The organism is Chryseobacterium carnipullorum, from assembly GCF_900142785.1.
In the GTDB taxonomy this organism is placed as follows: Bacteria; Bacteroidota; Bacteroidia; order Flavobacteriales; family Weeksellaceae; genus Chryseobacterium; species Chryseobacterium carnipullorum.
On the sequence record NZ_FRCD01000018.1, the window covers coordinates 1 to 24,741 of the forward strand.

Annotated in this window: 23 protein-coding genes; 7 read left to right on the forward strand and 16 right to left on the reverse strand. The window is 37.1% G+C overall.

What is annotated here, in order from left to right; all coding sequences use genetic code 11:
• Nucleotides 1-87: 87 nt before the first annotated feature.
• From BUC06_RS18505 to BUC06_RS18525, 5 genes are all read right to left on the reverse strand, one after another.
• Complete coding sequence (locus BUC06_RS18505; RefSeq protein ID WP_073335482.1) at nucleotides 88-603, reverse strand: GNAT family N-acetyltransferase; 516 nt, start codon at nucleotides 601-603, stop codon at nucleotides 88-90.
• 2 nt (nucleotides 604-605) lie between these two features.
• Complete coding sequence (locus tag BUC06_RS18510; protein ID WP_034725857.1) at nucleotides 606-827, reverse strand: PspC family transcriptional regulator; 222 nt, start codon at nucleotides 825-827, stop codon at nucleotides 606-608.
• Entirely contained in the window at nucleotides 820-2,091 is a 1,272-nt protein-coding gene (locus BUC06_RS18515) for a DUF2851 family protein (RefSeq protein ID WP_073335483.1), read from the reverse strand. Before BUC06_RS18515 ends, BUC06_RS18510 begins: the two co-directional genes overlap by 8 nt.
• 242 nt (nucleotides 2,092-2,333) lie before the next feature.
• Nucleotides 2,334-3,482: an N-acetyl-alpha-D-glucosaminyl L-malate synthase BshA gene (gene bshA, locus BUC06_RS18520; RefSeq protein ID WP_073335484.1), complete on the reverse strand. Its 1,149-nt coding sequence runs from the start codon at nucleotides 3,480-3,482 to the stop codon at nucleotides 2,334-2,336.
• A 4-nt stretch (nucleotides 3,483-3,486) separates the two neighbouring features.
• Nucleotides 3,487-5,220: a glycoside hydrolase family 3 protein gene (locus BUC06_RS18525; RefSeq protein WP_073335485.1), complete on the reverse strand. Its 1,734-nt coding sequence runs from the start codon at nucleotides 5,218-5,220 to the stop codon at nucleotides 3,487-3,489.
• A 115-nt stretch (nucleotides 5,221-5,335) separates the two neighbouring features.
• Between BUC06_RS18525 and BUC06_RS18530 the strand changes: the two genes are divergently transcribed.
• Nucleotides 5,336-5,884 (forward strand): hypothetical protein, encoded by a 549-nt coding sequence (locus BUC06_RS18530; protein ID WP_073335486.1) that lies wholly within the window; start codon nucleotides 5,336-5,338, stop codon nucleotides 5,882-5,884.
• Nucleotides 5,885-6,032: 148 nt separating this feature from the next.
• Complete coding sequence (locus BUC06_RS18535; protein WP_139263398.1) at nucleotides 6,033-6,434, forward strand: hypothetical protein; 402 nt, start codon at nucleotides 6,033-6,035, stop codon at nucleotides 6,432-6,434.
• A gap of 60 nt (nucleotides 6,435-6,494) precedes the next feature.
• Here the strand turns inward: BUC06_RS18535 and ribA are convergent, their stop codons facing one another.
• The 8 genes from ribA to BUC06_RS18575 form a co-directional block, all read right to left on the reverse strand.
• Nucleotides 6,495-7,091: a GTP cyclohydrolase II gene (gene ribA, locus BUC06_RS18540; RefSeq protein WP_073335488.1), complete on the reverse strand. Its 597-nt coding sequence runs from the start codon at nucleotides 7,089-7,091 to the stop codon at nucleotides 6,495-6,497.
• A gap of 16 nt (nucleotides 7,092-7,107) precedes the next feature.
• Complete coding sequence (locus tag BUC06_RS18545) at nucleotides 7,108-7,563, reverse strand: hypothetical protein (RefSeq protein ID WP_073335489.1); 456 nt, start codon at nucleotides 7,561-7,563, stop codon at nucleotides 7,108-7,110.
• A complete protein-coding gene (locus BUC06_RS18550) occupies nucleotides 7,560-8,174 on the reverse strand; it encodes a DUF4254 domain-containing protein (protein ID WP_073335490.1) in 615 nt (204 codons plus the stop codon). The genes BUC06_RS18545 and BUC06_RS18550 overlap by 4 nt, the downstream gene beginning before the upstream one ends.
• Nucleotides 8,175-8,191: 17 nt before the next feature.
• The gene (locus BUC06_RS18555) at nucleotides 8,192-8,410 is read right to left on the reverse strand and encodes a twin-arginine translocase TatA/TatE family subunit (RefSeq protein ID WP_073335491.1); all 219 of its coding nucleotides are present in this window, start codon (nucleotides 8,408-8,410) and stop codon (nucleotides 8,192-8,194) included.
• Between the two features lie 32 nt (nucleotides 8,411-8,442).
• Nucleotides 8,443-10,005 carry a murein hydrolase activator EnvC family protein gene (locus tag BUC06_RS18560; RefSeq protein WP_073335492.1) on the reverse strand — a complete coding sequence of 521 codons (1,563 nt, stop codon included), beginning with the start codon at nucleotides 10,003-10,005 and terminating at the stop codon, nucleotides 8,443-8,445.
• The gene (locus BUC06_RS18565; protein WP_073335493.1) at nucleotides 10,002-10,847 is read right to left on the reverse strand and encodes a lipoprotein insertase outer membrane protein LolB1; all 846 of its coding nucleotides are present in this window, start codon (nucleotides 10,845-10,847) and stop codon (nucleotides 10,002-10,004) included. Before BUC06_RS18565 ends, BUC06_RS18560 begins: the two co-directional genes overlap by 4 nt.
• A 108-nt stretch (nucleotides 10,848-10,955) precedes the next feature.
• Nucleotides 10,956-11,972 carry a sugar phosphate nucleotidyltransferase gene (locus BUC06_RS18570; protein ID WP_073335494.1) on the reverse strand — a complete coding sequence of 339 codons (1,017 nt, stop codon included), beginning with the start codon at nucleotides 11,970-11,972 and terminating at the stop codon, nucleotides 10,956-10,958.
• 150 nt (nucleotides 11,973-12,122) lie between these two features.
• The gene (locus BUC06_RS18575) at nucleotides 12,123-13,577 is read right to left on the reverse strand and encodes a lipopolysaccharide biosynthesis protein (protein ID WP_073335495.1); all 1,455 of its coding nucleotides are present in this window, start codon (nucleotides 13,575-13,577) and stop codon (nucleotides 12,123-12,125) included.
• A gap of 211 nt (nucleotides 13,578-13,788) precedes the next feature.
• Between BUC06_RS18575 and BUC06_RS18580 the strand changes: the two genes are divergently transcribed.
• Nucleotides 13,789-15,126, forward strand: coding sequence for a dihydroorotase (locus tag BUC06_RS18580; protein ID WP_073335496.1), 1,338 nt, complete (start codon nucleotides 13,789-13,791; stop codon nucleotides 15,124-15,126).
• Nucleotides 15,127-15,431: 305 nt separating this feature from the next.
• Here BUC06_RS18580 and BUC06_RS18585 read toward each other — a convergent pair whose 3' ends face one another.
• The 3 genes from BUC06_RS18585 to BUC06_RS18595 all read right to left on the reverse strand — a co-directional run bounded on the left by BUC06_RS18585 (nucleotide 15,432) and on the right by BUC06_RS18595 (nucleotide 19,781).
• On the reverse strand, nucleotides 15,432-17,729 hold the full coding sequence (locus BUC06_RS18585) for a GH92 family glycosyl hydrolase (RefSeq protein WP_073335497.1): 2,298 nt from the start codon (nucleotides 17,727-17,729) through the stop codon (nucleotides 15,432-15,434).
• Between the two features lie 106 nt (nucleotides 17,730-17,835).
• Nucleotides 17,836-18,516 (reverse strand): response regulator transcription factor, encoded by a 681-nt coding sequence (locus BUC06_RS18590; RefSeq protein ID WP_073335498.1) that lies wholly within the window; start codon nucleotides 18,514-18,516, stop codon nucleotides 17,836-17,838.
• Between the two features lie 17 nt (nucleotides 18,517-18,533).
• Nucleotides 18,534-19,781, reverse strand: coding sequence for a sensor histidine kinase (locus BUC06_RS18595; RefSeq protein WP_073335499.1), 1,248 nt, complete (start codon nucleotides 19,779-19,781; stop codon nucleotides 18,534-18,536).
• A 173-nt stretch (nucleotides 19,782-19,954) separates the two neighbouring features.
• On the opposite strand from BUC06_RS18595, the gene BUC06_RS18600 reads away from it, so the two are divergent.
• From BUC06_RS18600 to BUC06_RS18615, 4 genes are all read left to right on the forward strand, one after another.
• On the forward strand, nucleotides 19,955-20,365 hold the full coding sequence (locus tag BUC06_RS18600) for a DUF1573 domain-containing protein (protein WP_073335500.1): 411 nt from the start codon (nucleotides 19,955-19,957) through the stop codon (nucleotides 20,363-20,365).
• Nucleotides 20,366-20,567: 202 nt separating this feature from the next.
• A complete protein-coding gene (locus BUC06_RS18605; protein ID WP_073335501.1) occupies nucleotides 20,568-21,449 on the forward strand; it encodes an SDR family oxidoreductase in 882 nt (293 codons plus the stop codon).
• Between the two features lie 87 nt (nucleotides 21,450-21,536).
• The gene (locus BUC06_RS18610) at nucleotides 21,537-23,735 is read left to right on the forward strand and encodes a M1 family metallopeptidase (RefSeq protein WP_073335502.1); all 2,199 of its coding nucleotides are present in this window, start codon (nucleotides 21,537-21,539) and stop codon (nucleotides 23,733-23,735) included.
• 178 nt (nucleotides 23,736-23,913) lie between these two features.
• Nucleotides 23,914-24,741 carry an endonuclease/exonuclease/phosphatase family protein gene (locus tag BUC06_RS18615; protein ID WP_073335503.1) on the forward strand — a complete coding sequence of 276 codons (828 nt, stop codon included), beginning with the start codon at nucleotides 23,914-23,916 and terminating at the stop codon, nucleotides 24,739-24,741.

Genomic DNA, 24,741 nt, shown 5'->3' on the forward strand with positions numbered 1-24,741 from the left:
TTATAAAAACAAAAACCAAAGCAAAAACAAATTTGCTCTGGTTTAATTATTTATTTTTGTCCTTTAATCTGTATCAGATTTTCAGGACTAGTCATGATACACAATATCATAAATTTCTTCTTTGATACTCTTGAGATCTTCAGGAGTATAATTGGCCAGCAGCCAAAGATCTAAAGATTTTTTTCCTTCACCATAACTTGGCTGAACATACATTTCGTCAATCAGCGTGAATCCGTTTTTCAGATAGAAAGAATAACGTCTTTTGGCATCATCGCCCAAATGATCAGGTTCTATTTCCAGAATAATTCTCGGATAATTCTCAAACAGATATCGTGTAATATGCGATCCAAGTTTCTGGCTTCTGAATGCTTCAAAAACTTCAAAATGCTCTACAAAAACATAAGAACTCAACTCCCAGATGATCAGGTAGCCAATGGTCTGAGATTCATGTAATACGGATATAACCTTCACATGAGGGTTTGAAAATAGTGCGGTAAATTGATTCCAGTCCCGTTGCTCATCTGCGGGGAAAGTGCTGGAATAAGACTTATAGATTTGCTGTACTCTAAAGTCTTCGGCAGAATTAATCGGTAAAAATTCCATAATTATAAATCAAAAACACTGGGTCTTCTTGTAATGAAAATATCTTTGATCCAGAGCGTGAAGGCGAGTCCCAGATAGATTAAAAAGAAGAAACCGGCTGTTGCAAAAGTAGAATAGATAAAGAAGATCCTTAATTTAGATACAGGGATCCCCAGTTTAGCTCCTGTTCTCGTAAGAACACCGAACCATTCTCTTTCCATTTTGTGGCGGATATTATCAAACATTTGAAGATTCTTTTAAAAGTTTAAATCCAATACCGCAATTTAAGCAATTTTTTTCTTCACACGAGGTTTTGTAGTGATAAATCAGGCTCTGACTTTCCAATGCATTTTTTACGTTTAAACCCATTTTTTTCCAACCGTAAATAATAGCATTTTTTTCAGAAGCAGCATTTCTGTAAAATTCCAGAATCTCACCTGTGATTTCCTCACTTTGATATCTGTGGTAGGTATATTTCAGAGGAAGAACTGTATTGAGAATGACCAGTTCAATAAAATCCTTACTTAATGTCTTAGGCTGAAATTTTGAAACAGTTCCGAAATTAAAGTGAAAATCCCAATAATCCGAGGCTTTAACAGGGGCAAAAACTTCATACAATTCTTCTATATTATCAGCTTTAATCATTTTTGAAAATAAATTCTGATGTCTGAAATAAAGATCTGCCAGCTGGGATAGACGAACCGTAGGGAAGTTAGGAGGACGAAGTCTCAGAAACTTTGGACGGAATCTCAGATCCGGAATGCAGAACTTTTTTCTTAAAAAATCAAATTCTCTTTTCCAGACCACCATTTGACTGTCTTTCGGGTTTTCCAGCCATCCAGAAATACCAAAAAGAAGTGCTTCCAGCTGTGATTCATTCTGACGGATTCTGTTGATGACTCTGAAATCTACAGATTCTGCAATAAGCCTGAAGATCTGTGCGTTGACTTTTAATCCGAAAGAGTAGGCGAGACTGTGAAAAAGAACGGCCTCAAAATCATTCTTGTAGAGTTCTAGGCTTTTTTCGAATTCCCGAGACTTTTCATCCAGTTTCTTGATGACATTAGATTCATGAAAATTAACGGGTATGGTATCAGGCGAAAAAATATTTTCACAGGCAATGAATTGCGTTCCGTTGATTAATTTTTCATATTTCCACAGAATATTTTGATCAATATGATCTCTCAGCTCCAGAGTAGGAACATTTTTATGGTTGAGAACATCGATGTCTGCATCATTTTGATAGACGACATGCAGAATGATGTTTTGATAATTGGGATCCTGGGAATGGTTGTGGAAAATCCAGTCGGAGGTACGAATGTGCAGTTCAATATTTCCGGCAATGACAAGACCTTTACTTTTAATTTTTGCCTCAAGAAAATCAGGTCCTGCGTTCGTATTCCATTTTCCGAAGTTAAGGATTTCAATAGCGTTGCCTTCAATATCCCTGAAGTCAAAATGTTTGAAAACTTTGTAGTTCCAAAGATATTGAAGCAATTTTTCTGTCATAAGTGTAATGATAAATATAATAGAAATTTTATACTTTCATCAGCTTCATCAGTAGATTTTCCAGCTCCGTACTAAACAATTTTATATACATAGAAACATAATTTATACAATAGTAATTTACGTTCTGTTCTTTCACTTTTGTAGTTGTTTTGACTAAAAATATAAAATGCCCTCCAGCAATATGTGGAAGGCATTAAAATAACTGTGTTCTCCGGCAAAGCAGATTTGCTGAAGAATATTCGTTAAGCTTTTGTCAGCTGCTTATTAAAATTTTCTATCGTTGTTCTGTACATTTCTTCGTAGATAGGAAGAATGTTTTTTAAGTCGAACTTGATAGCCTGTTCTTTCGCATTCTTTTTCATCGTAGCTAAAAGTTCTTCATTGCTCAATAGTTTAATCGTATAGTTACTCATTGCTTCTACATTTCCGATCTCAGCCAAGAATCCTGTTTCTCCCTGAATATTTACCTCAGGAATTCCACCGGCATTGGAGCTGATCACAGGAGTGTAAGCCGCCATAGCTTCCAGAGCTGCAAGACCGAAACTTTCCTGTTCGGAAGGAAGTAAAAACACATCAGAAAGCTGTAAGATTTTATACAGATCATTCACTTTTCCTAGCAGACGGATCTTGGAGATAAGTTCCGGATTTTCTTCCAGAAACTGATTCACCTTTTCCATATCCGGTCCTTCACCGATGATAATCAGTTTCGATTTTACTTTTTTCTCTACACTTTTAAAGATCTGCAGCACTTCATCGACACGTTTTACAGGACGAAGATTGGATACGTGGATCAGAATTTTCTCGTCCGGATTAGCAAACTGTGTTCTCTGGCATTCCGAGCAGTCATCAAATTCAGAATTATCAATAAAATTGGTAATCACCTGGATTTCCTTTTTAATATTGAAAAACTGAAGGGTATCTTTTTTCAAACTTTCAGAAACTGAGGTGATCGCATCAGACTGGTTGATTGAAAATTCTACAGCATGTTTGTAACTTGGATGCTGCCCCACAAGGGTAATATCCGTTCCGTGAAGGGTTGTTACCAATGGGACGTCATTATTATCCTCCTTCAGCATTTGTTTAGCGGTAAACGCGGCGTATGCATATGGGATGGCGTAATGAGCGTGTAGCAAATCAAGCTTATAAAGATTCACCACACGATAGATCATAGAGCTTAATGCAATATCATAAGGCTGATACTGGAAAAGCGGATAGGTCTGTACATTAACTCTGTGAAAGAAAATATTCGGATTGGTGATGTCCAGTCTTGCAGGGAGCGCAGAACTTATAAAATGGACCTCATAGCCTTTGTTGGCCAGAGACATTCCCAGTTCTGTTGCTACGATTCCGCTTCCTCCGTATGTTGGATAGCAAAGTATGCCTATTTTCATTAGATTATTGTTGTTTTGATGTTGTAAAAACTGTTGTGTTCACATGGGAAGCAGAAGCCGGAACTTTATCCATTCCCATTCCTGCTTTCAGCTGGTCATTGACCAGGACGGGCAGTCTGCCCCCTATTTTTGTCTTTCCGTTCAGTGCATCAGCGGTAGCGGTCATTGAGTCATCATTATTTTCATAAGATACAAGAACCGTGGATATTTTTGAAATATCAATGTCTTTCAATGCATAAGCACTCCCGAAAATATTTAAAATTACGTTTTGGTTTTTGGTAAGATCAGCAATGATTTTCTTAGATTCTGCCGAAATTTTATAAGGTTTGTAGGCCGTTGAATTATCTTTATGAACTCCTGCAATGACGGTTGAGCCTGAAGGGATTGTATTGATCTCGTTTGCTTTTTTGATGATAACATCAGATCCCAATTGGTTAGCGAAAGTCTGATAAGGGGCTTCTTCCAGAGGAACATAATAGACCTGTTTTCCAGTAATAGGAAGTAGATTCTTGTCATCTTTCAGTAAAGTCAGAGCATTGGCATATAGATTCTGCACCAATATTTTGTGTGAATCATTATTAATATCACGATTAATATTTTCTGGATTTTTAGGGCTGTATTGATCAAGACCAAGGTAGTATTTGGTCAATAAAATTTTCTTTACACTTTCTTCAACTCTTGATTGAGAAATTTCCCCATTTTCAATGCCTTTCTGTATTAATTTTTTTCCTTCCGAAACGCCTTGAGAGAAAAGCATGATATCATTTCCTGCTTTAAATGCAAGGGCATCCAGTTCACCCGGTTTATATTTATTGGCTACAGCTCCCATGTTTAAAGCATCAGTGATAATCAGGCCTTTATATCCTAATTGATCTTTTAGTACACCTGTAACAATATTTTTAGAAACTGATGCGGGAATTCCTTTTCCGGATTCCAGACTGGGTACATAAAGATGGGCAACCATAACACCACCGATTCCTTTATCCATTAAAGCTTTAAATGGAGCCAGCTCAACCGTATTTAGTCTTTCTAAACTATGGGAAACGACGGGCAGATCCAGATGTGAGTCTGTACTTGTATCACCATGTCCTGGGAAATGTTTGATAGCAGCAAGAATTGTGTTGTCCTGAAGTCCGTTAGAATAGGACAGAGCGGAACTGATCACATTATCCACTTCAGAACCAAAACTTCTGTTTCCGATGATTGGATTGTTGGGGTTGGTATTGACGTCAACAACCGGTGCGAAATCCCAGTTAATTCCCATTCTGTGGCAATCTTCGGCAATTTTCGCAGACATCTGATAAATAAGGCTCTTGTCCTGTATAGCACCAAGAGTCATTGCCCAGGGGAATTTATGCGCTGTAGCAATTCTTTGAAACAGTCCCCATTCTGCGTCCATCCCGATCAACATCGGAACTTTTGACTTCTGCTGGAACTCATTAACCAGATTAATTTCTCTGGCTGCATCGTCCTGCATTAAAATCAGTCCTCCGATTTTATCTTTAAGAACAATATTTCTGATCTGATTAATATAATCTTCACCTTTATTTGTGTAAAGCGCCACAATAAACAACTGACCTAGTTTTTCATCCTGAGAAAGTGATCTGTAGGTTTTATCTACCCAGTGATGCGCCTTTTTCAAATCTTCTCTGGAAATGTTTTTAGGCTGGTATTGAGCTTTGGCTGTAAAGCTTATTAATGAAAAAATAAAGAGGGAAGTATATAGCAATTTCTTCATGATCTTTTGAATAAGAACAAAAATACAATTAAAAAAATGATGAAAACAAAGTTTTTGCAACTTTTGGTATATGATTTGAATACGCTTTATAAATAATAACTAAACATTTCTAAAAATGAAAAAAATTCTTCTATTTTTATTTCTGGGAGCTGTAGGTTTTACCGCTTACAGTTGTGATAATAATGATGATACCCCTGTTCAGACAGTAGATTATGATACAATTGCTCAAATGAAAGATATTACAGGTACCTTTTCAAATTCTGGTAACTATACTATTTCTCAAGGGCTTGGTATACCAAGTACATATGTTGTACTAGTATACAGATTGGTTGGAGGCAATGCCTGGCAGCAGATCCCAAAATCTGTTTATTTGCCGGACGTAAGTGGTAAACCGACCAACAGAGTTTTTGATTATAATTTTCTTTTCAATTCTCAAAATGTGGAGATCAGAATTGATGATGAGAATTTTAATTTAGCATCAGATCTTACATCTGGCGAAATTACAAGTTACTTAAATAACCAAACGTTTAGAATCGTACTTGTTCCTGCTAATACTACAGGTGTTGGAGGTAGCAATAAAAAAGCAAGTGTAGATACAAGTGATTACAATGCAGTAGTTAAATATTACAATCTTGATGAATCTAAAGTACAGGTACTAAAGTAAATAATTAAGAATATCTTTTCAGTTTTTTATAATTAAAAAAAGCTCCGGGAGAAATTCCCGGAGCTTTTGAATTTATTTTCGTCAGAATATGATAAAAGAGTTAATTTAGAAGCTTAGAAAAATACTAATAGTAATTCATTATAGAGCCATGATAAAAAGCCATTATTTAAAATTGTTAATCATCACTCCCTTGCTTTTTTTATCTTCATGCAGTGAGATCGAAGACAATCTTGATCGTAAAAGAGAGCAGGAAAACTACGTCTCTCCTTACATGGGAAAATGGACGGGTACCTACACAGGAGAAATAAATGGAACTTTAATTCTGAATGTTTCTAAAAGCGGAAGTATTGAGGTGACAAGGATTGTCGATTCTAATGTGGAGGAAGTATATTACGCTAACCTTCAAAGTGCAGGAAGTGCTGCTATAAGTCCTTCTACCTCTCCAAAAGGTTTTGTTCTAACTGGAAGTCTGGAAACCAAGTCCGGTACATGGAAACAGAAGTACTGGAGTGGAAGCTGGTCCGTGAAAAAGCTGCCTACTCCTTTATAACCAGACATTAATAGTAAGATAAAAAGCTCCAGAATTTCTTCCGGAGCTTTTATGTTTTATCTAATTGTCATTATCATCTAATAAATGACCAAAGAAATCTTTTTTTGTCTTTAAATATCCCTTACTCATCTCATTGGCAGGAATTTGTAAAGGAATCCTTGAGTTGAGGTGAATATTGCTTTCTACTACGTATTTTACCTTTTCAGGATTATTCGTAAGAAGATTAATATCTTTTACATCCAACAGGTTCAGAATATCAATAGCAACACCGAACTTTCTGTCATCAGCGGGAAGTCCGAGTTCAAGATTTGCCTGTACGGTATCAAGACCTTTTTCCTGTAATGAATAAGCTTTCAGTTTATTGATGATTCCTATATTTCTACCTTCCTGACGAAGATAAACAATAATGCCTCCGTGTTCGTGAGTATATTTCATTGCGGCATCCAATTGCTGGCCACATTCACATTTTTTTGAATGGAAAACTTCTCCGGTAATGCATTCTGAATGGAAACGTACGTTCACCGGTTTTGAGAAATCTGTATTTTCTGCTACGATGGCCATATGCGGCATCCAGTCGTTTTCGTTTTCGGAGAAAGCGATCATTCGGAAAGAGCCGTGTTCTGTAGGAACATTGGCTTCTGCCTGAATTTTAATCATTAATAATGGTTCGTTTTTAATTTCCTTTTAAAGAATCTTCGATGACAGAAATATTGGTTTTTAGACGTACCAGATATCTGTTTAAAACTTCATCATCATCTTTTTCGAGTTGCTGTCTGAGTTTTTGAATTTTCTTATATGATTTTTCGAAGCTTTTAACGGCTCTGTTTTTTCCCGCCAAGTTGTTGGCATCAATGGCATATAAATAATTCTGAAGGCTATATTTCAAGCTTGTTATTTCGTCATTCAAACTGTTGTTCTTGAACTTTGGAAAAGTAGAAATCAGATTTGAAATTTCAGAAGCATTTACATTTTCTTTGATATTGATTTCAAAGCCTTTTTTTGCCCCTCTGTTGGAATCAGAACCTTTAGTCTCGCTATAAAAATTATTGGACAACGGCGAAAGATTAAGCTTTTCCGTTGCACAGGAAGTTATAATTAGTAGTACTCCAAAAAAAAATAGTTTTCTCATTTCTGTTGCCCCTTTTGATAAAGGATCGGGTTAAGACTATCATCGTTATACATTTTCATTTGTTTGTATACTTTCATCTTAACATTACCGGATTCAATATCAGTAAGCAACTGATTTATAGAGGTTGATAGGTCTTCTTTCTGATTCAGCAGTACATCCAGTTTTGCCTGGCAGTTGGCACGGTGCTCTTCAGAAGCGGATTCTCTATTGGCCTCTAATGACATATGATAAACCTTTAACGCAAGAATTGATAATCTGTCTACTGCCCAAGCGGGTGTTTCAGTATTGATTTTTGCATCAGGTTTAGGAGTTATATTTTCAAACTTTGTAAGGAACCAACTGTCGATAAATTCTACCAGATCTGTTCTTTTCTGGTTGGATGCATCAATTGTTCTCTTCAATTGAAGAGCTTCAGCCGGATCAATATTTTCATCTCTAATAATATCTTCTAAATGCCATTGAACGGTATCAATCCAGTTCTTTGCATACAAAATCCGTTCCAAACTGTCTTTTTCGAACGGGTTATTAATTAGAGCGTTAACGTCATCGAACACGTGATAGTCTTCAATAGATTGATTGAAGACTTTCCATGCAGTCTCAGTGAAATTCATTAATTCTAAAGAAATTTTTAGTTGCTGGGTGTATTATTACTGTTGTTGGTAGAAGAGGTTTTGTTTTCAGAACCTGGTTTGTCTTCTTCCTTCACCGCATCTTTAAATTCTTTGATTCCTGAACCAACTCCTCTCATTAGTTCCGGAATTTTCTTTCCTCCAAAAAGCAATACCAAAAGGATCGCTACGATAAGGATGTGTTGCCAAGATAAGGCTAATATTGTTAGTGTATTCATCTCTTAAGATTTTTACAAAGTTAAAGCTTTTTTTAATACGAAATCCATCCTAATGGATCAACTGGTGTATTTCCGTTCCATACTTGGAAATCAAGGGTATAAGATCCATCAAAATCCTGGGCTACGGTCCCTACAGGAGTACCTGAAGAAACCTGTTGTCCTTTGGATACACTTACGCTTCCTAAGTTAGAATAGATGGTAAAATAACTTCCGTGTTTCACCATAACGGTTTTTGTTCCGTCACTGTTGGCCAATACAGAAGAGACTGATCCAGGAAATACAGATTTTGCACGCGTACCGGAAGGTACAGCAATTTTAATACCTGTATTTTCCTCAACAATATTTTTGAAAACCGGATGCGGCTGTCTTCCAAATCGATGGGTTACCTGGCCTGCTCTGTCTGCAGGATATCCAAGTTTTCCTCTGCTGTCTGCAAAACTGCTTTCGGTGGTAGTGGTAACTCCATAGCTGGTCATAGCTTTTGTTTCAGCAGCTTTTTTCTCTTCTTCTTTTTTCTTATTCAGGGCTGCTTCTGCTGCTCTGGCGGCAACAAGTTTGTCAGTAGCTTCTTTTGCTTTTATGTTAGCTTCGTCAGATGCTTTTTTTGCAGCAACTCTTCGGGCCTCGTCTTTTGCGCTGGCTTCAGCTCTTGCTGCTTCTTCATTACGTTTTCTTTCTTCTTCAGCTCTTTTTGCTGCGAAATCAGCTGCTTTTTTAGCTTCGATTTCTGCCAGTTTTCTTTCTCTTTCCAATGCTTCAGATCTTGCTTTTGCTTCCGCTTCAATTCTGGCTTTCTCTCTCTCTGCAATGAGTTTAGCCATACGGATTTTTTCAGCTTCTGCTTTTCTTCTTGCTTCTTCCTCCGCTTTTGCTATTCTGATTTCTTCCGCGATAATGGCTCTGATCTGTCCTTCCAAAGCTTTAGACTGAACCTGTTTTTGCTTAAGCTCTGCTGTAAGCTTAGATTCATTTTTCTTGAAATCTGCTAATAACTGTTCTTTCTGTGCTCTTTCTGCATTAATAGTTGCAAGATCTTTTTGCTGGTTAACCAGAAGACTTTCTTTCTCTCTTGCAGAACTTTGCTTTTGTGCGATTGATTTTTTAATTTGAGCGGCAGCATTACTGATTTCCGCAGCTTTTTTATCCTGATAGTCTGCATATTGCTTCAGATACTGTACTCTTCTTATAGCTTCCCCCAAATTTTTGGAGGAAAGAATGAAGGTTACTTTATTCTGTACCCCTTTGTTTTTATACGCATTGACTAAAACTTCAGCATAATTTTTTCTAAGAACTGCGAGTTCTTTGTTCTGGCGGTTGATTTCCAGCTGACGCAGATAGATCTCATCCTCAATAAATCTTTTTTCTTTCTGAGTGTTGGTGTATACCTTTTCTCGTAAAGAAAGTTTTTTATTGACGTTGGTAAGATAGGCGACTGAAAGTTTGGATTCAGTTCTGGTTTTAGCCAGATCTGTATTTATCTGAACAATTTGTTTTTTAAGATCGGCATTCTGTTTTTGAAGCTGTTCCTTGTTCTGCTGTCCCTGATGCAGTCCGAACAGTAGAATACCTATTAAAAAGCTAAATTTTTTAATCATTTAATCTCAATTTTCTTATAACTGGATGGTACAGAATAAGCTGTTTCCATCCTCGAAAAGTCAAATTTCGTGTTTTCCAGTAAAATCTGACTAGATTTTGAGCCTTTTATAATTATTTTAACATTTTTCGGAAGGCGGATTCCATTGTATTCATTCCAGTTGCTGTAAGAGATTTCAAGTTCATCAGTAGATAATACATCCTTTAAATTCACACTTAGCAAATCATAATTGGTATCATAGTTAAGAACAATTTTATACTCTCTTGTTTTCTCATCGGTGACAATTTTCTGGTTGGTATTGGAAACCATCTTAAAACCCTGTGCATTTTGCGTCAGGGTAAACTGAGAATCGCTGATCTTCACAAAAGTTCTTCCCATCAATATTTTCTCCAGTGCTTTATAATCGATGAAGTTGACATTCAGCAGTCTGTTCAGATAATCAAAATCTGAATCTATATAGGTTTTGCTTGTTTTGTCCTGTCCTTTGATTCCTTCAGGAGTAGCAATTCCTTTGGCAACACCAATAAAAAATGCCTGAAGATTCATCCACACTTTTTTATCATTTTCAATATAGATCGTAGCATCAAGGGTTGGGATAAAGCTTCCTGTTTCTACATTCACTTTACTGTTGATTTTAACCTGATCAAATTTAAGTGGAACTACTACGTGTTCATAAAAGGAAAATTTATCTCTTACAGGTTCATTAGCATCTTTGGGATTTCTGTTGTCTTGTTCTACGACTGTGCTGTCTTGTGTGTTGCCATTATTGTTTTTGGCAGCATTTCTCGTTTTACACGATGACAGGGTAAGAAATATAAGAAGTATCGGGATCCAGTTTTTCATGTATTTATCTTTCAATTAAAAAAAATACGCTGCAATATTAAAGCCAAACCACACAAAAAATGTTGTGTGGTTGGGTTGTATCTTGTTTTGTATTAAATATTTCTGTAGTTATTTAGATAAAAAATCTAAAACTGAGTAGTCACCTAAAGAGATCTCTCTGGAAACGCCAAAGTACTGTGCGGAATTTCCGATCATGGAGTTGGAAAGATTTCCGTGATTGATTCTTGTATTTTCCTGAATCAATGAATGTTCGATATTTGAATTTACAATAATGGTATTGTTTCCCAATGAAACGCCCGGACCTACTTTTGAATTGGAAACTTTCACGTTTTCACCGATAAAGCATGGCTGTATGATTAATGAATTTTCAATAACTGCAGAGGCAGGATACTTAAGCATTTCTTCTCTTTCGTATTCAAGAATTTTGCTGTTGGTTTCTACGGTAGCATTTTTGTTTCCGCAATCCATCCAGTCATTGACTTTCCCCAAAGAAAATTTTGCTCCTTTAGCTCTAAGATTTTCAAGTGCAGTTGTTAATTGATATTCGTTGCCGTTTTTTATATTATTATCCATAATATAGTTGATCTCTTCCATCAGTTTTTCAGCACTGTTGAAATAATAAATACCAATGATGGCAAGGTCTGAAACGAAGGTTTGAGGTTTTTCAACAAAGTCGGTAATAAAACCATAGTTGTCTAATTTTACCACTCCGAAAGCGGAAGGATCTTCTACACTTTTTACCCAGATCACCCCGTCTGAATTTTTATCCAGCTGGAAATCTGCTCGGAACAGAGTGTCTGCAAAAGCAATCACCACATCTCCCTGCATAGAGTCTTCGGCACATTTAATTGCGTGGGCTGTTCCCAGCGGATCAGTCTGGTAGTATATGCTGCCTTTTGCTCCCAGTTTTTCGGCTATCTGAAGTAGAGATTTTTCAATCTCCGGTCCAAAATCTCCAATGATAAATGCTACTTCTTCAATTTCTTCACCTGCTACTTTAGCAATATCTTCTACCAGTCTCTGGACGATAGGTTTTCCTGCGATCGGAATAAGAGGTTTTGGAACAGTCAGGGTATGTGGACGTAATCTGGAACCGCGTCCAGCCATAGGAACAATTATTTTCATAGACTATATGACAATGTTTTTATTTGTTAGTTTTTATTTTGATTGTGCTAAAGGTAATAATTTAAATCATTGCTGATCGTAATATTTATCATCTTTATAAACCGATGTTTTTTTTAAAAAGAATTCATTAGTATCAAATTAGAGGCCATATTAAGACTTCTTCAGTATTTTGGAAACAATAGTTTTTTCTTTATAAACTACAAGGGCAATAAAAAGAAGCAGGAATAGATTTCCTATAATATAATTGGTTCTGAAAAAATAAAAAGATACCAGAGAAAATGTAATGGTAAAGACCAGATAGAGCGTAATTTTTCTTGTATTATAGTGAATTGGATATTGCTTTTGCCCCCAAATATAGGAAATAACCATCATAGACATAAAGGTAATCAGTGCTGCCATAGCACTTGCCCAATACCCGTATTCCGGGATAAAGAAGAAGTTAATGAAAACGGTAATACATGCACCTATAACCGAAATATATAAACCAACTCTGGTGTGATCAGATAATTTATACCAAATAGAAAGATTAAGATAGATTCCTAAAAATAAAGCTCCGAGCATCACAAACGGGATAATTTCAATACCTTCATAATAAAGTGGATTACTAAGATATTTTTCCGAGATCCACTGAAGGTTCACCATTAGCCCCATGTAAATAATGCAACTGCATATCACAAAGACATCCATCAGTACGGCGTAGGTTTTATGGGCATCTTTATTCTTGAAACTTGAAAAGAAATAGGGTTCGATACCCAGCTGGTATGCCTGTCGGAAAACTGTAATAAAAGTCGCGATTTTATACACTGCTCCATACACTCCAATTTGGTGGCGTGCTTCGTCAGGCGGAAGAAGATATTTCAGAAACTGTCTGTCAAGAGTTTGGTTGACGATTCCTGCGAGCCCTGCGATCATTACCGGCCATGAATAATTCATGATTCTTTTCCATAATTTAAAATCAAATTTGGATATACTAAAGCTTAAAAATTCTTTTCCAACAATCAGTAATGTAATGATACTCTGTACCAAATTGGCAATAAATACATAGCCTACACCCAATTGGGGATCATATTTCAAACCGAAGATTCCTTCCGGATGTTTTGGCAGCCACTGGATAAAAAATATAACCAATAGAAAGTAAACTACAGATCCGGCTACTTTGGAAAACATATACTTGAAAGCTTTGCCCTGCAGCCTTAATATAGCTGACGGAATTGTAGAAAAAGCATCCAGAGAAAGTATGAATAAAAATATGATGAGATAATTAACTTGGTCTGGAGTTTCAAAAGCTACCGCAAGTTCATTCCGGAAGACATATCCTAAGCCAAGATACATCAGAGCAATGCTGATAATACTTACCGAGCATGTTGAAATCAATGTTTTTTTATCAATACTTTCTTCCTGAGCAAACCGGAAAAAAGAGGTTTCCATACCATGGGTAAGGAGAACTGTAATCACCCCGGCGATAGAATACCAGTCTACAAAGGGTGATGAAGCCGCAGGCCCGAAAGCCTTTGTCACGATAGGTGCAATGATGAACGGGAAAATACGGACTAATACTGAACTAAGCCCATAAACGGCGGTCTGACCGAATAACTTCTTATACAAACTCGAAAATTTTATGCAAATGTAAATATTTAGAAATTGATTTATAATCGGCAGGCAAAAAATTCATTCATAAACCTTAATTTTGTTGTTTAACAGAAGTTAGAAGCTAGATGTTAGAAATTAAGGGTTGCATTTTTTGATCACTCATGGTTTTAACCCAAAGTTTTTCCTAACTTCTAATCTCTTAAATCTAATTTCTATACAAGTAAAAATGAAGACCTTAATCAAAAATGTGAAAATCGTGAACGAAGGCAATATCTTTGAAAGCGATATTTTAATTGAAAATGACCTTATCTCTAAAATAGAATCTAATATTTCTGAAGCGGCAGATCAGATCATTGACGGCTCAGGGAAATATCTTCTGCCAGGTGTAATAGATGATCAGGTTCATTTCAGAGATCCAGGACTGACACATAAAGGAGATGTTGAAAGTGAATCAAGAGCTGCGATTGCTGGTGGAATAACAAGTTTTATCGATCAGCCGAACACGGTTCCTAATGCAGTTACTCAGGAATTATTGGCAGATAAATACGAAATTGGAGCCCGTAAAGCCTATGCCAACTACGGTTTTATGATGGGAGGGACCAATGACAATCTCGAGGAAGTTTTAAAAACCAATCCAAGAAATGTTCCCGGAATAAAATTATTCTTAGGTTCTTCTACCGGAAATATGTTGGTAGACAATCCTGAGACACTGGAAAATATCTTTGGCAGCACAAAAATGCTGATCGCCGTTCATTGCGAAGATGAAGCTACGATTAAGGCCAATACCCAAAAATATATGGATGAATATGGAGAAGATATTCCTGTAAAATTCCATCACCTGATCAGAAGTGAGGAAGCCTGCTACAAATCGTCTTCAAAAGCCATTGAGTTAGCAAAAAAGACAGGAGCGAGACTTCATGTCTTTCATCTTTCAACAGCAAAGGAAATGGAACTTTTCAGAAATGATATTCCTTTAAAAGATAAAAAAATCACAGCAGAAGTTTGTGTTCATCATCTTACATTTACTAATGAAGACTATGACACCAAAGGTGGATTAATTAAATGGAATCCAGCCGTAAAAACACAGGCAGATAAAGATGGACTTTGGGAAGCATTGCTGGATGACAGGATAGATGTTATTGCTACAGATCATGCTCCTCATACCTGGGAAGAAAAGCAGAACGTGTATACAAAATGTCCTTCAGGAGCACCTTTGGTTCAGCATTCTTTGGTGGTCATGTTGGAGAACTATAAGACAGGAAAGATTTCTCTGGAAAAAATTGTTGAAAAAATGTCTCATAATCCTGCGATACTTTTCAGAGTTGAGAAAAGAGGTTTTGTAAGAGAAGGTTATAAGGCAGATCTTGTTTTGGTGGACTTAAATGAAGACTGGACTGTAGCTAAAGAAAATCTTTTGTACAAATGTGGCTGGAGTCCTTTAGAAGGAATGAATTTACATTCTAAAGTAACGCATACTTTTGTGAATGGACATCTTGTGTATGATAACGGGAAGATAGCAGATGAAAAATTCGGGGAAAGACTGCTTTTTGAAGTAGGAGAGTAATTGAGTGCTAAAAACGAAATAAAAAAAGGCAAATGTTTTACACGTTTGTCTTTTTTTTATTGATATTGATTTGTGGGAGTTAAACCACCCCGTCAAAAATTCTTTGAATTCTTGCCACCCCTCCATGGGAGGGGAATTTCTGTCGTTTGAAGGGTGACGGTTTTTTGCTCAATCGAATTAAATTTATAAAAAGAAAATTAAAGATTTTTCTTAAAACTTAGGTGAACTATTATGCGAAAAGGATTCAACTTAAAGTTTACTAAAGTGTAAAAAAGACTTTTGCAACTTTTGTGGTTGAAAAAGATCTATTTCTTAGGTTTAGCACTCATATAAAAAGTCAGTTTTCCACCATCAACGATCTCCGAATGCTTTAATGTGAAATTCTTGATTTCTTTACCGTTCAGGAGGATCTTTTGAACATAGACATTCCTCGGACTTTGGTTGGCTGTATCAATTTCGAAAGTTTTCCCGTTCTCAAGATTCAGGATAGCATGGTCGACAGCCGGACTTCCGATCGCATAATCTTCAGAGCCCGGTGCTACAGGATAAAATCCGAGTGAACTTAAAATATACCATGCACTCATCTGTCCTGCATCATCGTTTCCGCCAAGACCGTCTGGCGTGGCTTTATACTGCATTTCTAAAATACGACGGATCTGTGCCTGGGTTTTCCACGGCTGTCCTGCCCAGTTATAAAAGTAGGCCACATGGTGGGCTGGCTCGTTTCCATGAACATAACCGCCGATGATTCCTTCACGGGTAATGTCTTCTGTGTCTGCAAAAAACTCATCAGGAAGATGCATGGTGAACAGTTCATCCAGTTTCGAGGCGAATTTCTTCTTGCCGCCCATTAACTGGATTAGTTCATCGGGATTTTGAGGAACAAAAAAACTGTAATTCCAGGAATTTCCTTCGATGAAACCTTGTCCGTGCGTGCTCAATACATCAAAATCTTTTTTGAAGCTTCCGTCTGCTAATCTGGGACGCATGAAACCTGCTTTGGGATCAAAGTTGTTTTTCCAGTTTTCAGAACGTTTGATAAACTGATTATAAATTTCAGTTTCGCCTAAATATTTTGCCAGTTGAGCGATCGCCCAGTCATCATAAGCATATTCCAGAGTGTTGGAAACTGACGTTCCGTTTTTCTCAGCGGGAATATAGCCCATATCGATATAATATCCGATGCCTTCGTAATCTCTTTTATTGGCTGTAGCGATACAGGCTTTCAAAACTTCTTTAGGATCGCCACTGTAATTCCCTTTAATCACGGCGTCGGCTGCTACGCTTACACTGTGGTATCCACTCATACACCAATTGTCGTTGGCATAATGTGACCAGATCGGAAGCATCTTCATGGAAAATTGATCATAATGGGCCATCATCGACTTGACCATGTCGTTATTCCGCTTAGGCTGAATAATATTAAAGAAAGGATGAAGAGCGCGGTAGGTATCCCAGATGGAGAAAGTCGTATAGTTAGTGAAACCTTCCGCTTTGTGAATGTTCTGATCTAAACCTTTATACTCCCCATTGATGTCCATATAAGTGGTAGGACTGATGAACGTGTGATACATTGCAGTATAAAAATTCGTCTTTTCTGTTTCGGAACCTTTGATGACAATTTTATTCAGCTCCTTATTCCAGTTTTCCTGAGCCTGTGCTTTGATGTGATCAAAAGACAGATTTCCAGTTTCTTTTTCAAGATTTTCAAGTGCATTGGTCTGGCTTACCGGAGAAATGGCAAGTTTTACTTCTACTGCTTCATTTTCTTGTGTATCGAAATCAAAATACATTTTCAGGTTTTTGCCTGAGATCTCCGGGAAGTTTTTATTCTGGTCAAATTTTCTCCAGAATCCTTTATAAGCTTGCGGTCCGTCAAAATTTTTCTGACCGTACGATTTAAAAGGTTTTGAAAATTTCATGGCGAAATAAACGGTTCTGGTTCTTGCCCAACCATTCGTTTGTCGGTAACCGCTTATGGTACCGTCATTTTCTACACGTACATAAGTCCATACATTTTTACCATCGTAATTGTAGATTCCTGCAGTCAGGTCTAAAATGATGTGTGCCTGATCAGACTTCGGGAAGGTATATCGGTGAACTCCGGTTCTTGTTGAGGCTGTAAGTTCGGCTACAATATTATGATCATCCAGCTTAACTCTATAATATCCGGCTTCAGCTTTTTCGTTTTGGTGAGAAAATCTGCTTCTGTAGCCGCTTTCAGGATTGGAGGCTGTTCCGGGGTTAAGCTGTAATTTTCCGACCGTCGGCATAATCAGAAAATCTCCAAGGTCCGAATGTCCTGTTCCGCTGAAATGGGTTGAACTGAAACCTACAATCGTTTGGTCTTCGTAACGGTATCCGGCGCAATATTTATACACTTCTCCATTGTATTTCCCATTGAGTTCATAAGATATCGTATCCGTTTCAGGACTCAGCTGTACGGCTCCAAATGGCACGGTAGCTCCCGGATAGGTATGTCCCATTTTTTCGGTGCCGATCAGAGGATTTACATATTGGATCAGTTTTTCAAACTGCTGAGCTTTTGAATACTGACTGAGAAGTAAAAGGAATAAAACTGCAAAAGTTGCCGTATTTTTCATGAATGAATAGATTTTCAACAGTAAAAATAATTAAAAATTGAATAATAACTATTTATTGCTGAAATTTAACCTGAATTCAAGGTCGTTCAAAGATATTCAACATTTCTTATTTTTCAGAAAAGCGAAATCCAATACCGTGTAAATTCTCTATGATTATATTGTGTTCATCTGCAAATACTTTTCGCAATCTGGAAATAAAAACATCCAGACTTCGCCCCATAAAATAATCATCATTTCCCCAAACTGCCTTCAGTATGTCCTGCCTTCTTAAGACGGTGTTCTTGTGGCGGATAAAATATAACAGCAGCTCAGATTCTCTTTGGGTAAGGGTAACTGTATTTTCTGTATCCTGCAAAATGTAGTTTTTAGGATCAAAATAATATTTTCCCACTTTATATTGTAGCGGTGACGAATCTGTTTTTCTGGAGCGTTTTAAGAAGACTTCAATCTTCAGAATTAATTCTTCTATACTGAATGGTTTTACCAGATAATCATCAGCGCCTATTTTTAGCCCTTTGATCCTGTCTTCTTTCAGAGCTTTTGCGGAAATAAAAATGATAGGGATTTCAGAATTTTTATCACGAATATATTGTGCCAGCTCAAATCCGTTGAGCTCAGGCATCATGATGTCCAGGAGACAGATATCGAAACTTTGGGTATTGAAGGCCGCAAGTGCAGATTTTCCATCGGGATAATGATCTATTTCATAATAGCTTTCAAGACTATCCTGAATCAGAAAAGCGATCGTCTTATCATCTTCCGCATATAAAATTTTAGATTTTTCCATTACTGACTTTTATTAATTTAAAACGGAAAAAACAAAGTTATGGTAATTCCCTTATCGATATTGTTTTCAACTGATATTTTCCATTGGTGTTGCTGCACGATCTTTTTTACATAAAACAATCCCAGTCCAAAACCATTGACCTCATCACTTTTTTTGGTAGTAACCCTGTAAAATTTATCAAAAATATGAGGTATATTTTTAGCAGGAATCCCCATTCCGTTATCTTTAAACTTTAAATATAACCCTTTTGAATCTTTACCTGATGAAATGGTAATCTCGGGTTTTGTTTCGCAATACTTAATCGAATTATCTACAATATTATAAACGATATTGGTGAAGTGAAATTCATCAGCAATGATGGAGCTATGATCTTCGACGTCTATGCGGAGGGTGAGATCTTCATTTTTTTGTTGCAGGTTGTCAGCTATTTCCTGAATAAAAGGAAGGAGGACTATTTTTTGAGGCTTCAGAGATAGGCCGGAAGCGTCATTCTTGGCAATGTTTAATATTTTTTCAATATGATTATTGAGCTTGTAACTTTGATTGATAATGATGGAAGTATAGGTTTGCAGTTTGGAATCTTCCTGAATGATATGGTTTTTGTTGAGAGCCTCTGATGCTAAAAGTATAGAAGATAACGGCGTTTTAAACTCGTGGGTCATATTATTGATAAAATCTCTTTGCAGTTCCGAGAATTTCTTTTGCTGAATAATGGTGTAAATAGAATAAACGTAGACCAAAAGAATGATGATGAGGGCAAAGGTGAGCAAGTACCAGAACCTTAATGAACTGATAAGATACGTCGTTTTATCTGGAAAGCGTATGGAGAAATAATAGATCAGGTTTTTATGTTTTGGAAAATTTATAACTTTATCACTCGGAGCTTCCTGGTTTTTCGACATATATTTTCCGTAGATCATTTTGTCACTGTGGCAATTGTAAAGGGCATACACATAATCTGTATTGATTTGGAAACGGGTAAATTCTGTTCTGAGATAATATTCGAGAACTGCGGGATGAAATTCATTGTTAATATTAACGACATAATAATCGTTAGAAATATTTTGCACCGGATTTTCAGTGAAAGATGTTTTTCCTCCGGATAATTTTTCCACCACCTCTGCCAAAGCGATATTAACCTTTTGGTTAAATTTTTTATCTTCAAGATTATACGCCTGTCTGGTCCATAAAAGCTGAGCAATCATAATCCCGATGATGGCGATGAACCCGAGCGTTATAATAATATTGAGTTTTTTAATTTCCATTTTCCAGAAGCAATATTATCCAAAAATATCTATTAATTTTTTATCATTAACAACTCGTTAACAAATGTTTGGTATCAGTTAACAATATATCATCATTTTCCTCTTTATATTTGAATCATCAAAAGATCACAACCCGTTTCTTTGATTTTTATTAACTATTAAAATTTATACTCATGAAAAAATTAACAATCTCAGCTCTTTTAGCCGTTTTTGCATTCTCTCCGTTTTATGCAAATGTATTTCCAGGTGAAACTACTTCAGTAGTAAAAATGGTGGCAGATGCTATTAAATGGAAATCAGAATCTATTGACGTAGGAAATATTCCTCAGGGAAAACCAAAGCTTATCAGATTTGAGTTTACCAATACCTCTTCAAAGCCAATCGTTATTGAAAACGTAGCTCCGTCATGTGGTTGCACAACAGCAGACTACACTAAAACTCCGATTCTTCCTGGTAAAAAAGGATTTGTAGAAGCTAGCTACAATGCAGCAGCTGCCGGAGCGTTCATGAAAACAGTCAATGTAACGACAAGTGAGAGCAAAACCCCTAAAACCCTTTCTTTCAAAGGTGTAGTTGTTTCATAATCAGTTTTTACGACCAGACGGTCAATATAAAATTCAGCAACCTTGTCATCTGTACAGGGTTGTTTTTTTTATGGGTGTGAATGGGTAGAAACAGTATTGTTTTTCCCGTGGAGAGAATAACTATTTATAACATTATTATTTATCCCATTATTTTAAATGGCATCCATTCAATATTTAGTATTTTTAGGAAAAATAAAATCATATGAACTTATATACACAGCCTATGTTGCGCGAAGGGGCATTACAGGATAAAGTAGCGATTGTAACGGGAGGCGGAAGCGGTCTGGGAAAAGCAATGACCAAATATTTTCTGGAACTGGGAGCAAAAGTGGTCATCACTTCCCGTAATCTTGAGAAATTACAGGGAACAGCAAAAGAACTGGAAGAGGAAACGGGAGGTAAAGTTCTGTGTGTTGCGTGTGATGTAAGGAACTGGGATGAGGTGGAAGCGATGAAAGAAGCAACACTGAAAGAATTTGGAAGAATTGATATTTTATTGAACAATGCAGCCGGAAATTTCATCTCACCAACCGAAAGACTGACGCACTCCGCTTTTGATTCTATTTTAGATATCGTTTTAAAAGGAACAAAAAACTGTACCCTTTCTATTGGTAAACATTGGATTGATTCCAAAAGCCCGGGAACAGTTCTGAATATTGTGACCACCTATGCATGGACAGGATCTGCCTATGTAGTTCCTTCAGCGTGTGCAAAGGCAGGAGTTCTGGCGATGACCAGATCACTGGCAGTAGAATGGGCAAAGTATGGTATCCGTTTCAATGCAATTGCGCCCGGACCTTTTCCTACTAAAGGAGCATGGGACCGATTGCTTCCCGGAGATCTTCAGGAAAAATTTGATATGAAGAAAAAAGTTCCTTTGAGAAGAGTAGGAGAACATCAGGAGCTTGCCAATCTTGCCGCGTATCTCGTTTCAGATTATTCAGCTTATATGAATGGAGAGGTTGTTACCATAGATGGTGGCGAGTGGCTTCAGGGAGCCGGAGAATTCAATATGCTTGAAGATATTCCGAAAGAAATGTGGGATGCACTTGAAGCCATGATCAAGGCAAAAAAAACAAATTAAATTAAAATTTTCATAAAAAGATCCCGGACTTGTAACGATTCCGGGATCTTTTGTAACTTATCATAGAAATATTATAAATTATTTCCAATGAATTATAAACTTCCAAGTCTTGTAGCTGCGGCAGCAGTTTTCCTTTTATCGGGATCTGCTTTGGCCCAGGATACTCCAAAATACAGCTATGTAGAAGCATTTAAGCCTTTCTTTTACCCTCAGACAGCTACCGAGACACGCTCTGCAAGTGGACAACCCGGACATGCTTACTGGCAGAATTCTGCAGATTATGATCTGAATGTAAGCCTTAATGAAGCTAAAAATGAAATTACAGGGACTGCTGAAATTACTTACACCAATAACAGTCCTGATCAGATGGGGTTTTTATGGCTTCAGCTTGACCAGAATTTATTTGCAAAAGACTCCCGTGGTAATGCGGTAGTTCCGGCATCGGGCAGCAGAAACGGAGCGCATGGTGAAGAGTTGGAAGGAGGATATAAAATTAAATCGGTAAAGCTTGATGGTAAAGACGTTAAATATACAGTGACTGATACCAGAATGCAGATCGATCTCCCAAAAGAATTAAAAGCTAAAGGGGGTATTGCAAAGATCAAAATTGAATATTCATTTATCTCTCCGGAATACGGATCAGATCGAATGGGAATACAGAAGACGAAAAACGGCAAAATATTTACGGTAGCTCAGTGGTACCCGAGAATGTGTGTCTATGATGATGTAATGGGATGGAATACGCTGCCTTATCTTGGAGCAGCTGAATTTTATTTGGAATATGGTCATATTAATGCCAATATCACAGTGCCAGCGAATCATTATGTGGTAGCTTCCGGTGATCTTTTGAATTATAAAGAAGTATACACCAAAGAAGAAAACAACCGATGGGAGCAGGCCAGAAACAGTGATAAGACGGTGATGATCCGTCCGGAATCTGAAATCGGAAAAAATCAGTCTTCCGGAACTAAAACATGGAAATTTAAAATTGATCAGACCCGTGATTTTGCCTGGGCATCATCACCGGCATTTATTCTGGATGCGGCAAAAATAAATCTCCCGAGTGGCAAAAAATCCGTAGCTATATCAGCGTATCCCGCAGAAAGTGCTGGAGAAAAAGCCTGGGGCAGATCTACGGAATATACAAAAGCAGCGATTGAGCATTATTCCCAAAAATGGTATGAATACACTTATCCGGCAGCGACAAATGTAGCCGGAAATGAAGGGGGAATGGAATATCCGGGAATTGTCTTCTGTCATATGAATTCCGCGGGTGAAGACCTTTGGGGAGTTACGGATCATGAATTTGGTCACAACTGGTTTCCAATGATCGTGGGTTCCAATGAGAGACTGTTTGCCTGGATGGATGAAGGGTTTAACACCTTTATCAACGAGTTATCCACAAAGGCTTTTAACAATGGAGAATATTACACCAAAAAAAATATTGCCAGAGCCGGAGGCTTTATGATGGGGGACAATCTTGAACCCATCATGGTAGGGCCGGACAATATGAAAGAAAGAAGCATCGGCGCTTTGGCTTATTTTAAGCCCGGAATGGGACTGCAGGTTTTAAGAGAATCTGTTTTAGGCCCTGAAAAATTTGATAAAGCTTTCAAAACTTACGTAGACAGATGGGCGTTCAAACATCCTACACCTTGGGACTTCTTTCATACCATGGAAAACGTTTCAGGAGAAGAACTGAACTGGTTCTGGAGAGGATGGTTTATCAATAAATGGAAGATTGATCAGTCTGTTAAAGATGTGAGATATGTCAATGGTGATTTTAAAAATGGAGCTCAGGTCACTGTTGAAAACCTTGGTCAGCTACCAATGCCTACCACTGTTCAGGTGAAATTTAAAGACGGAACCAAACAAATCTTAAAAATTCCTGTTGAAGTCTGGAAGCGTAATACAGAATGCACGCTGAAAGTGAATTCCAATAAAGAAATTGATGAGGTAATGCTTGATCCGGATTCTATGATTCCTGATGTGAATATGAAAAACAATATCTGGCCTTCAGCACAAACAAAAACAGTTGAAAAGGTCAATACAAAAGAATTTGCAGGAACCTATGGGACTAAAAGTGATGCCATCAAATTGGTTTTTACTGATAAAAATGGGCAGCTTTATGTCAAAGCAGGTAACCAGCCGGAGTTTCCTCTTGAATATGCTGGCAGTAATCAGTTTACTTTCGATGAAGCGGGAATAACGCTGACATTCAGCAAAGATAAAAAGGATCTTGTCTTTAAGCAGGCAGACAGAGAATACAAATTTACCAGAGAATAAAAACATAGATTTGGTTCTTATGGAGAAACCTAAACTTCAAGTGAAGTTTAGGTTTTTTGTTGATGTAAACTAGGTTGTACTTTCCTCTCTAGATTAATTAATCATAATGTAGTTTCAAACCGTCCTCTTCTCTCGCAAAGAAGTTCTATTTTTGTTATTCTAATTAAAAAATAGACATATGAATTTCAGATTTTCAATTGTATCCTTACTGTTTTTTGCACTTGGATTTTCGCAGGATCTTAAGGTGATGAGCTTTAATGTCAGACTACAGGTAACATCAGATAAGGAAAATGCATGGACAGAAAGAAAACAGGATGCTGTAGATTTATTGAATTATTATCATCCTGATTATTTCGGAGTTCAGGAAGCACTTCCGGAGCAGATGAAAGATATCAAGGCAGGACTTAAGAATTATGATTACATCGGTGTTGGAAGAGACGATGGAAAAGAAAAAGGAGAATTTTCAGCTATTTTTTATGATACCAACAGACTTCAGGTGGTAAAATCCGGAACATTCTGGCTTTCTGAAACACCGGAAAAGCCTTCAAGAGGATGGGACGCAGCTCTTAACAGAATATGTACCTACGCAGTTTTCAAAGATAAAAAATCAAAAAAAGAATTTCTGGCGATGAACCTTCACTTTGATCATATCGGAAATGTGGCGAGAGTGAAATCTTCTGAACTTATTTTGAAAAAGATCAAAGAAATCAATACTAAAAATCTTCCGTTAACATTAACCGGAGATTTTAATTTGACAGAAGATTCTGAGCCGATCAAAATACTCTCCCAGAATTTAAATGACAGTTTTTATCATTCCGAATCGAAACCTTATGGGCCTAAAGGAACATTCACCGCTTTCAACGTTAATGAAATTCCTAAAGACAGAATTGATTATATTTTCGTCAAAGGATTCAAGATAAAATCCCTGAGACATATCAACGACAGAAGAGAAAATCTACTCTATCCATCAGATCACTTTCCTGTATTGGCAGAGCTTTCTTTTTAA

What these genes read in the sequence shown, in the direction of transcription:
- BUC06_RS18505 (WP_073335482.1), bottom strand. Translation starts at nt 603, where the DNA reads ATGGAATTTTTACCGATTAATTCTGCCGAAGACTTTAGAGTACAGCAA.
- BUC06_RS18510 (WP_034725857.1), bottom strand. Translation starts at nt 827, where the DNA reads ATGTTTGATAATATCCGCCACAAAATGGAAAGAGAATGGTTCGGTGTT.
- BUC06_RS18515 (WP_073335483.1), bottom strand. Translation starts at nt 2,091, where the DNA reads ATGACAGAAAAATTGCTTCAATATCTTTGGAACTACAAAGTTTTCAAA.
- bshA (WP_073335484.1), bottom strand. Translation starts at nt 3,482, where the DNA reads ATGAAAATAGGCATACTTTGCTATCCAACATACGGAGGAAGCGGAATC.
- BUC06_RS18525 (WP_073335485.1), bottom strand. Translation starts at nt 5,220, where the DNA reads ATGAAGAAATTGCTATATACTTCCCTCTTTATTTTTTCATTAATAAGC.
- BUC06_RS18530 (WP_073335486.1), top strand. Translation starts at nt 5,336, where the DNA reads ATGAAAAAAATTCTTCTATTTTTATTTCTGGGAGCTGTAGGTTTTACC.
- BUC06_RS18535 (WP_139263398.1), top strand. Translation starts at nt 6,033, where the DNA reads ATGATAAAAAGCCATTATTTAAAATTGTTAATCATCACTCCCTTGCTT.
- ribA (WP_073335488.1), bottom strand. Translation starts at nt 7,091, where the DNA reads ATGATTAAAATTCAGGCAGAAGCCAATGTTCCTACAGAACACGGCTCT.
- BUC06_RS18545 (WP_073335489.1), bottom strand. Translation starts at nt 7,563, where the DNA reads ATGAGAAAACTATTTTTTTTTGGAGTACTACTAATTATAACTTCCTGT.
- BUC06_RS18550 (WP_073335490.1), bottom strand. Translation starts at nt 8,174, where the DNA reads ATGAATTTCACTGAGACTGCATGGAAAGTCTTCAATCAATCTATTGAA.
- BUC06_RS18555 (WP_073335491.1), bottom strand. Translation starts at nt 8,410, where the DNA reads ATGAATACACTAACAATATTAGCCTTATCTTGGCAACACATCCTTATC.
- BUC06_RS18560 (WP_073335492.1), bottom strand. Translation starts at nt 10,005, where the DNA reads ATGATTAAAAAATTTAGCTTTTTAATAGGTATTCTACTGTTCGGACTG.
- BUC06_RS18565 (WP_073335493.1), bottom strand. Translation starts at nt 10,847, where the DNA reads ATGAAAAACTGGATCCCGATACTTCTTATATTTCTTACCCTGTCATCG.
- BUC06_RS18570 (WP_073335494.1), bottom strand. Translation starts at nt 11,972, where the DNA reads ATGAAAATAATTGTTCCTATGGCTGGACGCGGTTCCAGATTACGTCCA.
- BUC06_RS18580 (WP_073335496.1), top strand. Translation starts at nt 13,789, where the DNA reads ATGAAGACCTTAATCAAAAATGTGAAAATCGTGAACGAAGGCAATATC.
- BUC06_RS18585 (WP_073335497.1), bottom strand. Translation starts at nt 17,729, where the DNA reads ATGAAAAATACGGCAACTTTTGCAGTTTTATTCCTTTTACTTCTCAGT.
- BUC06_RS18590 (WP_073335498.1), bottom strand. Translation starts at nt 18,516, where the DNA reads ATGGAAAAATCTAAAATTTTATATGCGGAAGATGATAAGACGATCGCT.
- BUC06_RS18595 (WP_073335499.1), bottom strand. Translation starts at nt 19,781, where the DNA reads ATGGAAATTAAAAAACTCAATATTATTATAACGCTCGGGTTCATCGCC.
- BUC06_RS18600 (WP_073335500.1), top strand. Translation starts at nt 19,955, where the DNA reads ATGAAAAAATTAACAATCTCAGCTCTTTTAGCCGTTTTTGCATTCTCT.
- BUC06_RS18605 (WP_073335501.1), top strand. Translation starts at nt 20,568, where the DNA reads ATGAACTTATATACACAGCCTATGTTGCGCGAAGGGGCATTACAGGAT.
- BUC06_RS18610 (WP_073335502.1), top strand. Translation starts at nt 21,537, where the DNA reads ATGAATTATAAACTTCCAAGTCTTGTAGCTGCGGCAGCAGTTTTCCTT.
- BUC06_RS18615 (WP_073335503.1), top strand. Translation starts at nt 23,914, where the DNA reads ATGAATTTCAGATTTTCAATTGTATCCTTACTGTTTTTTGCACTTGGA.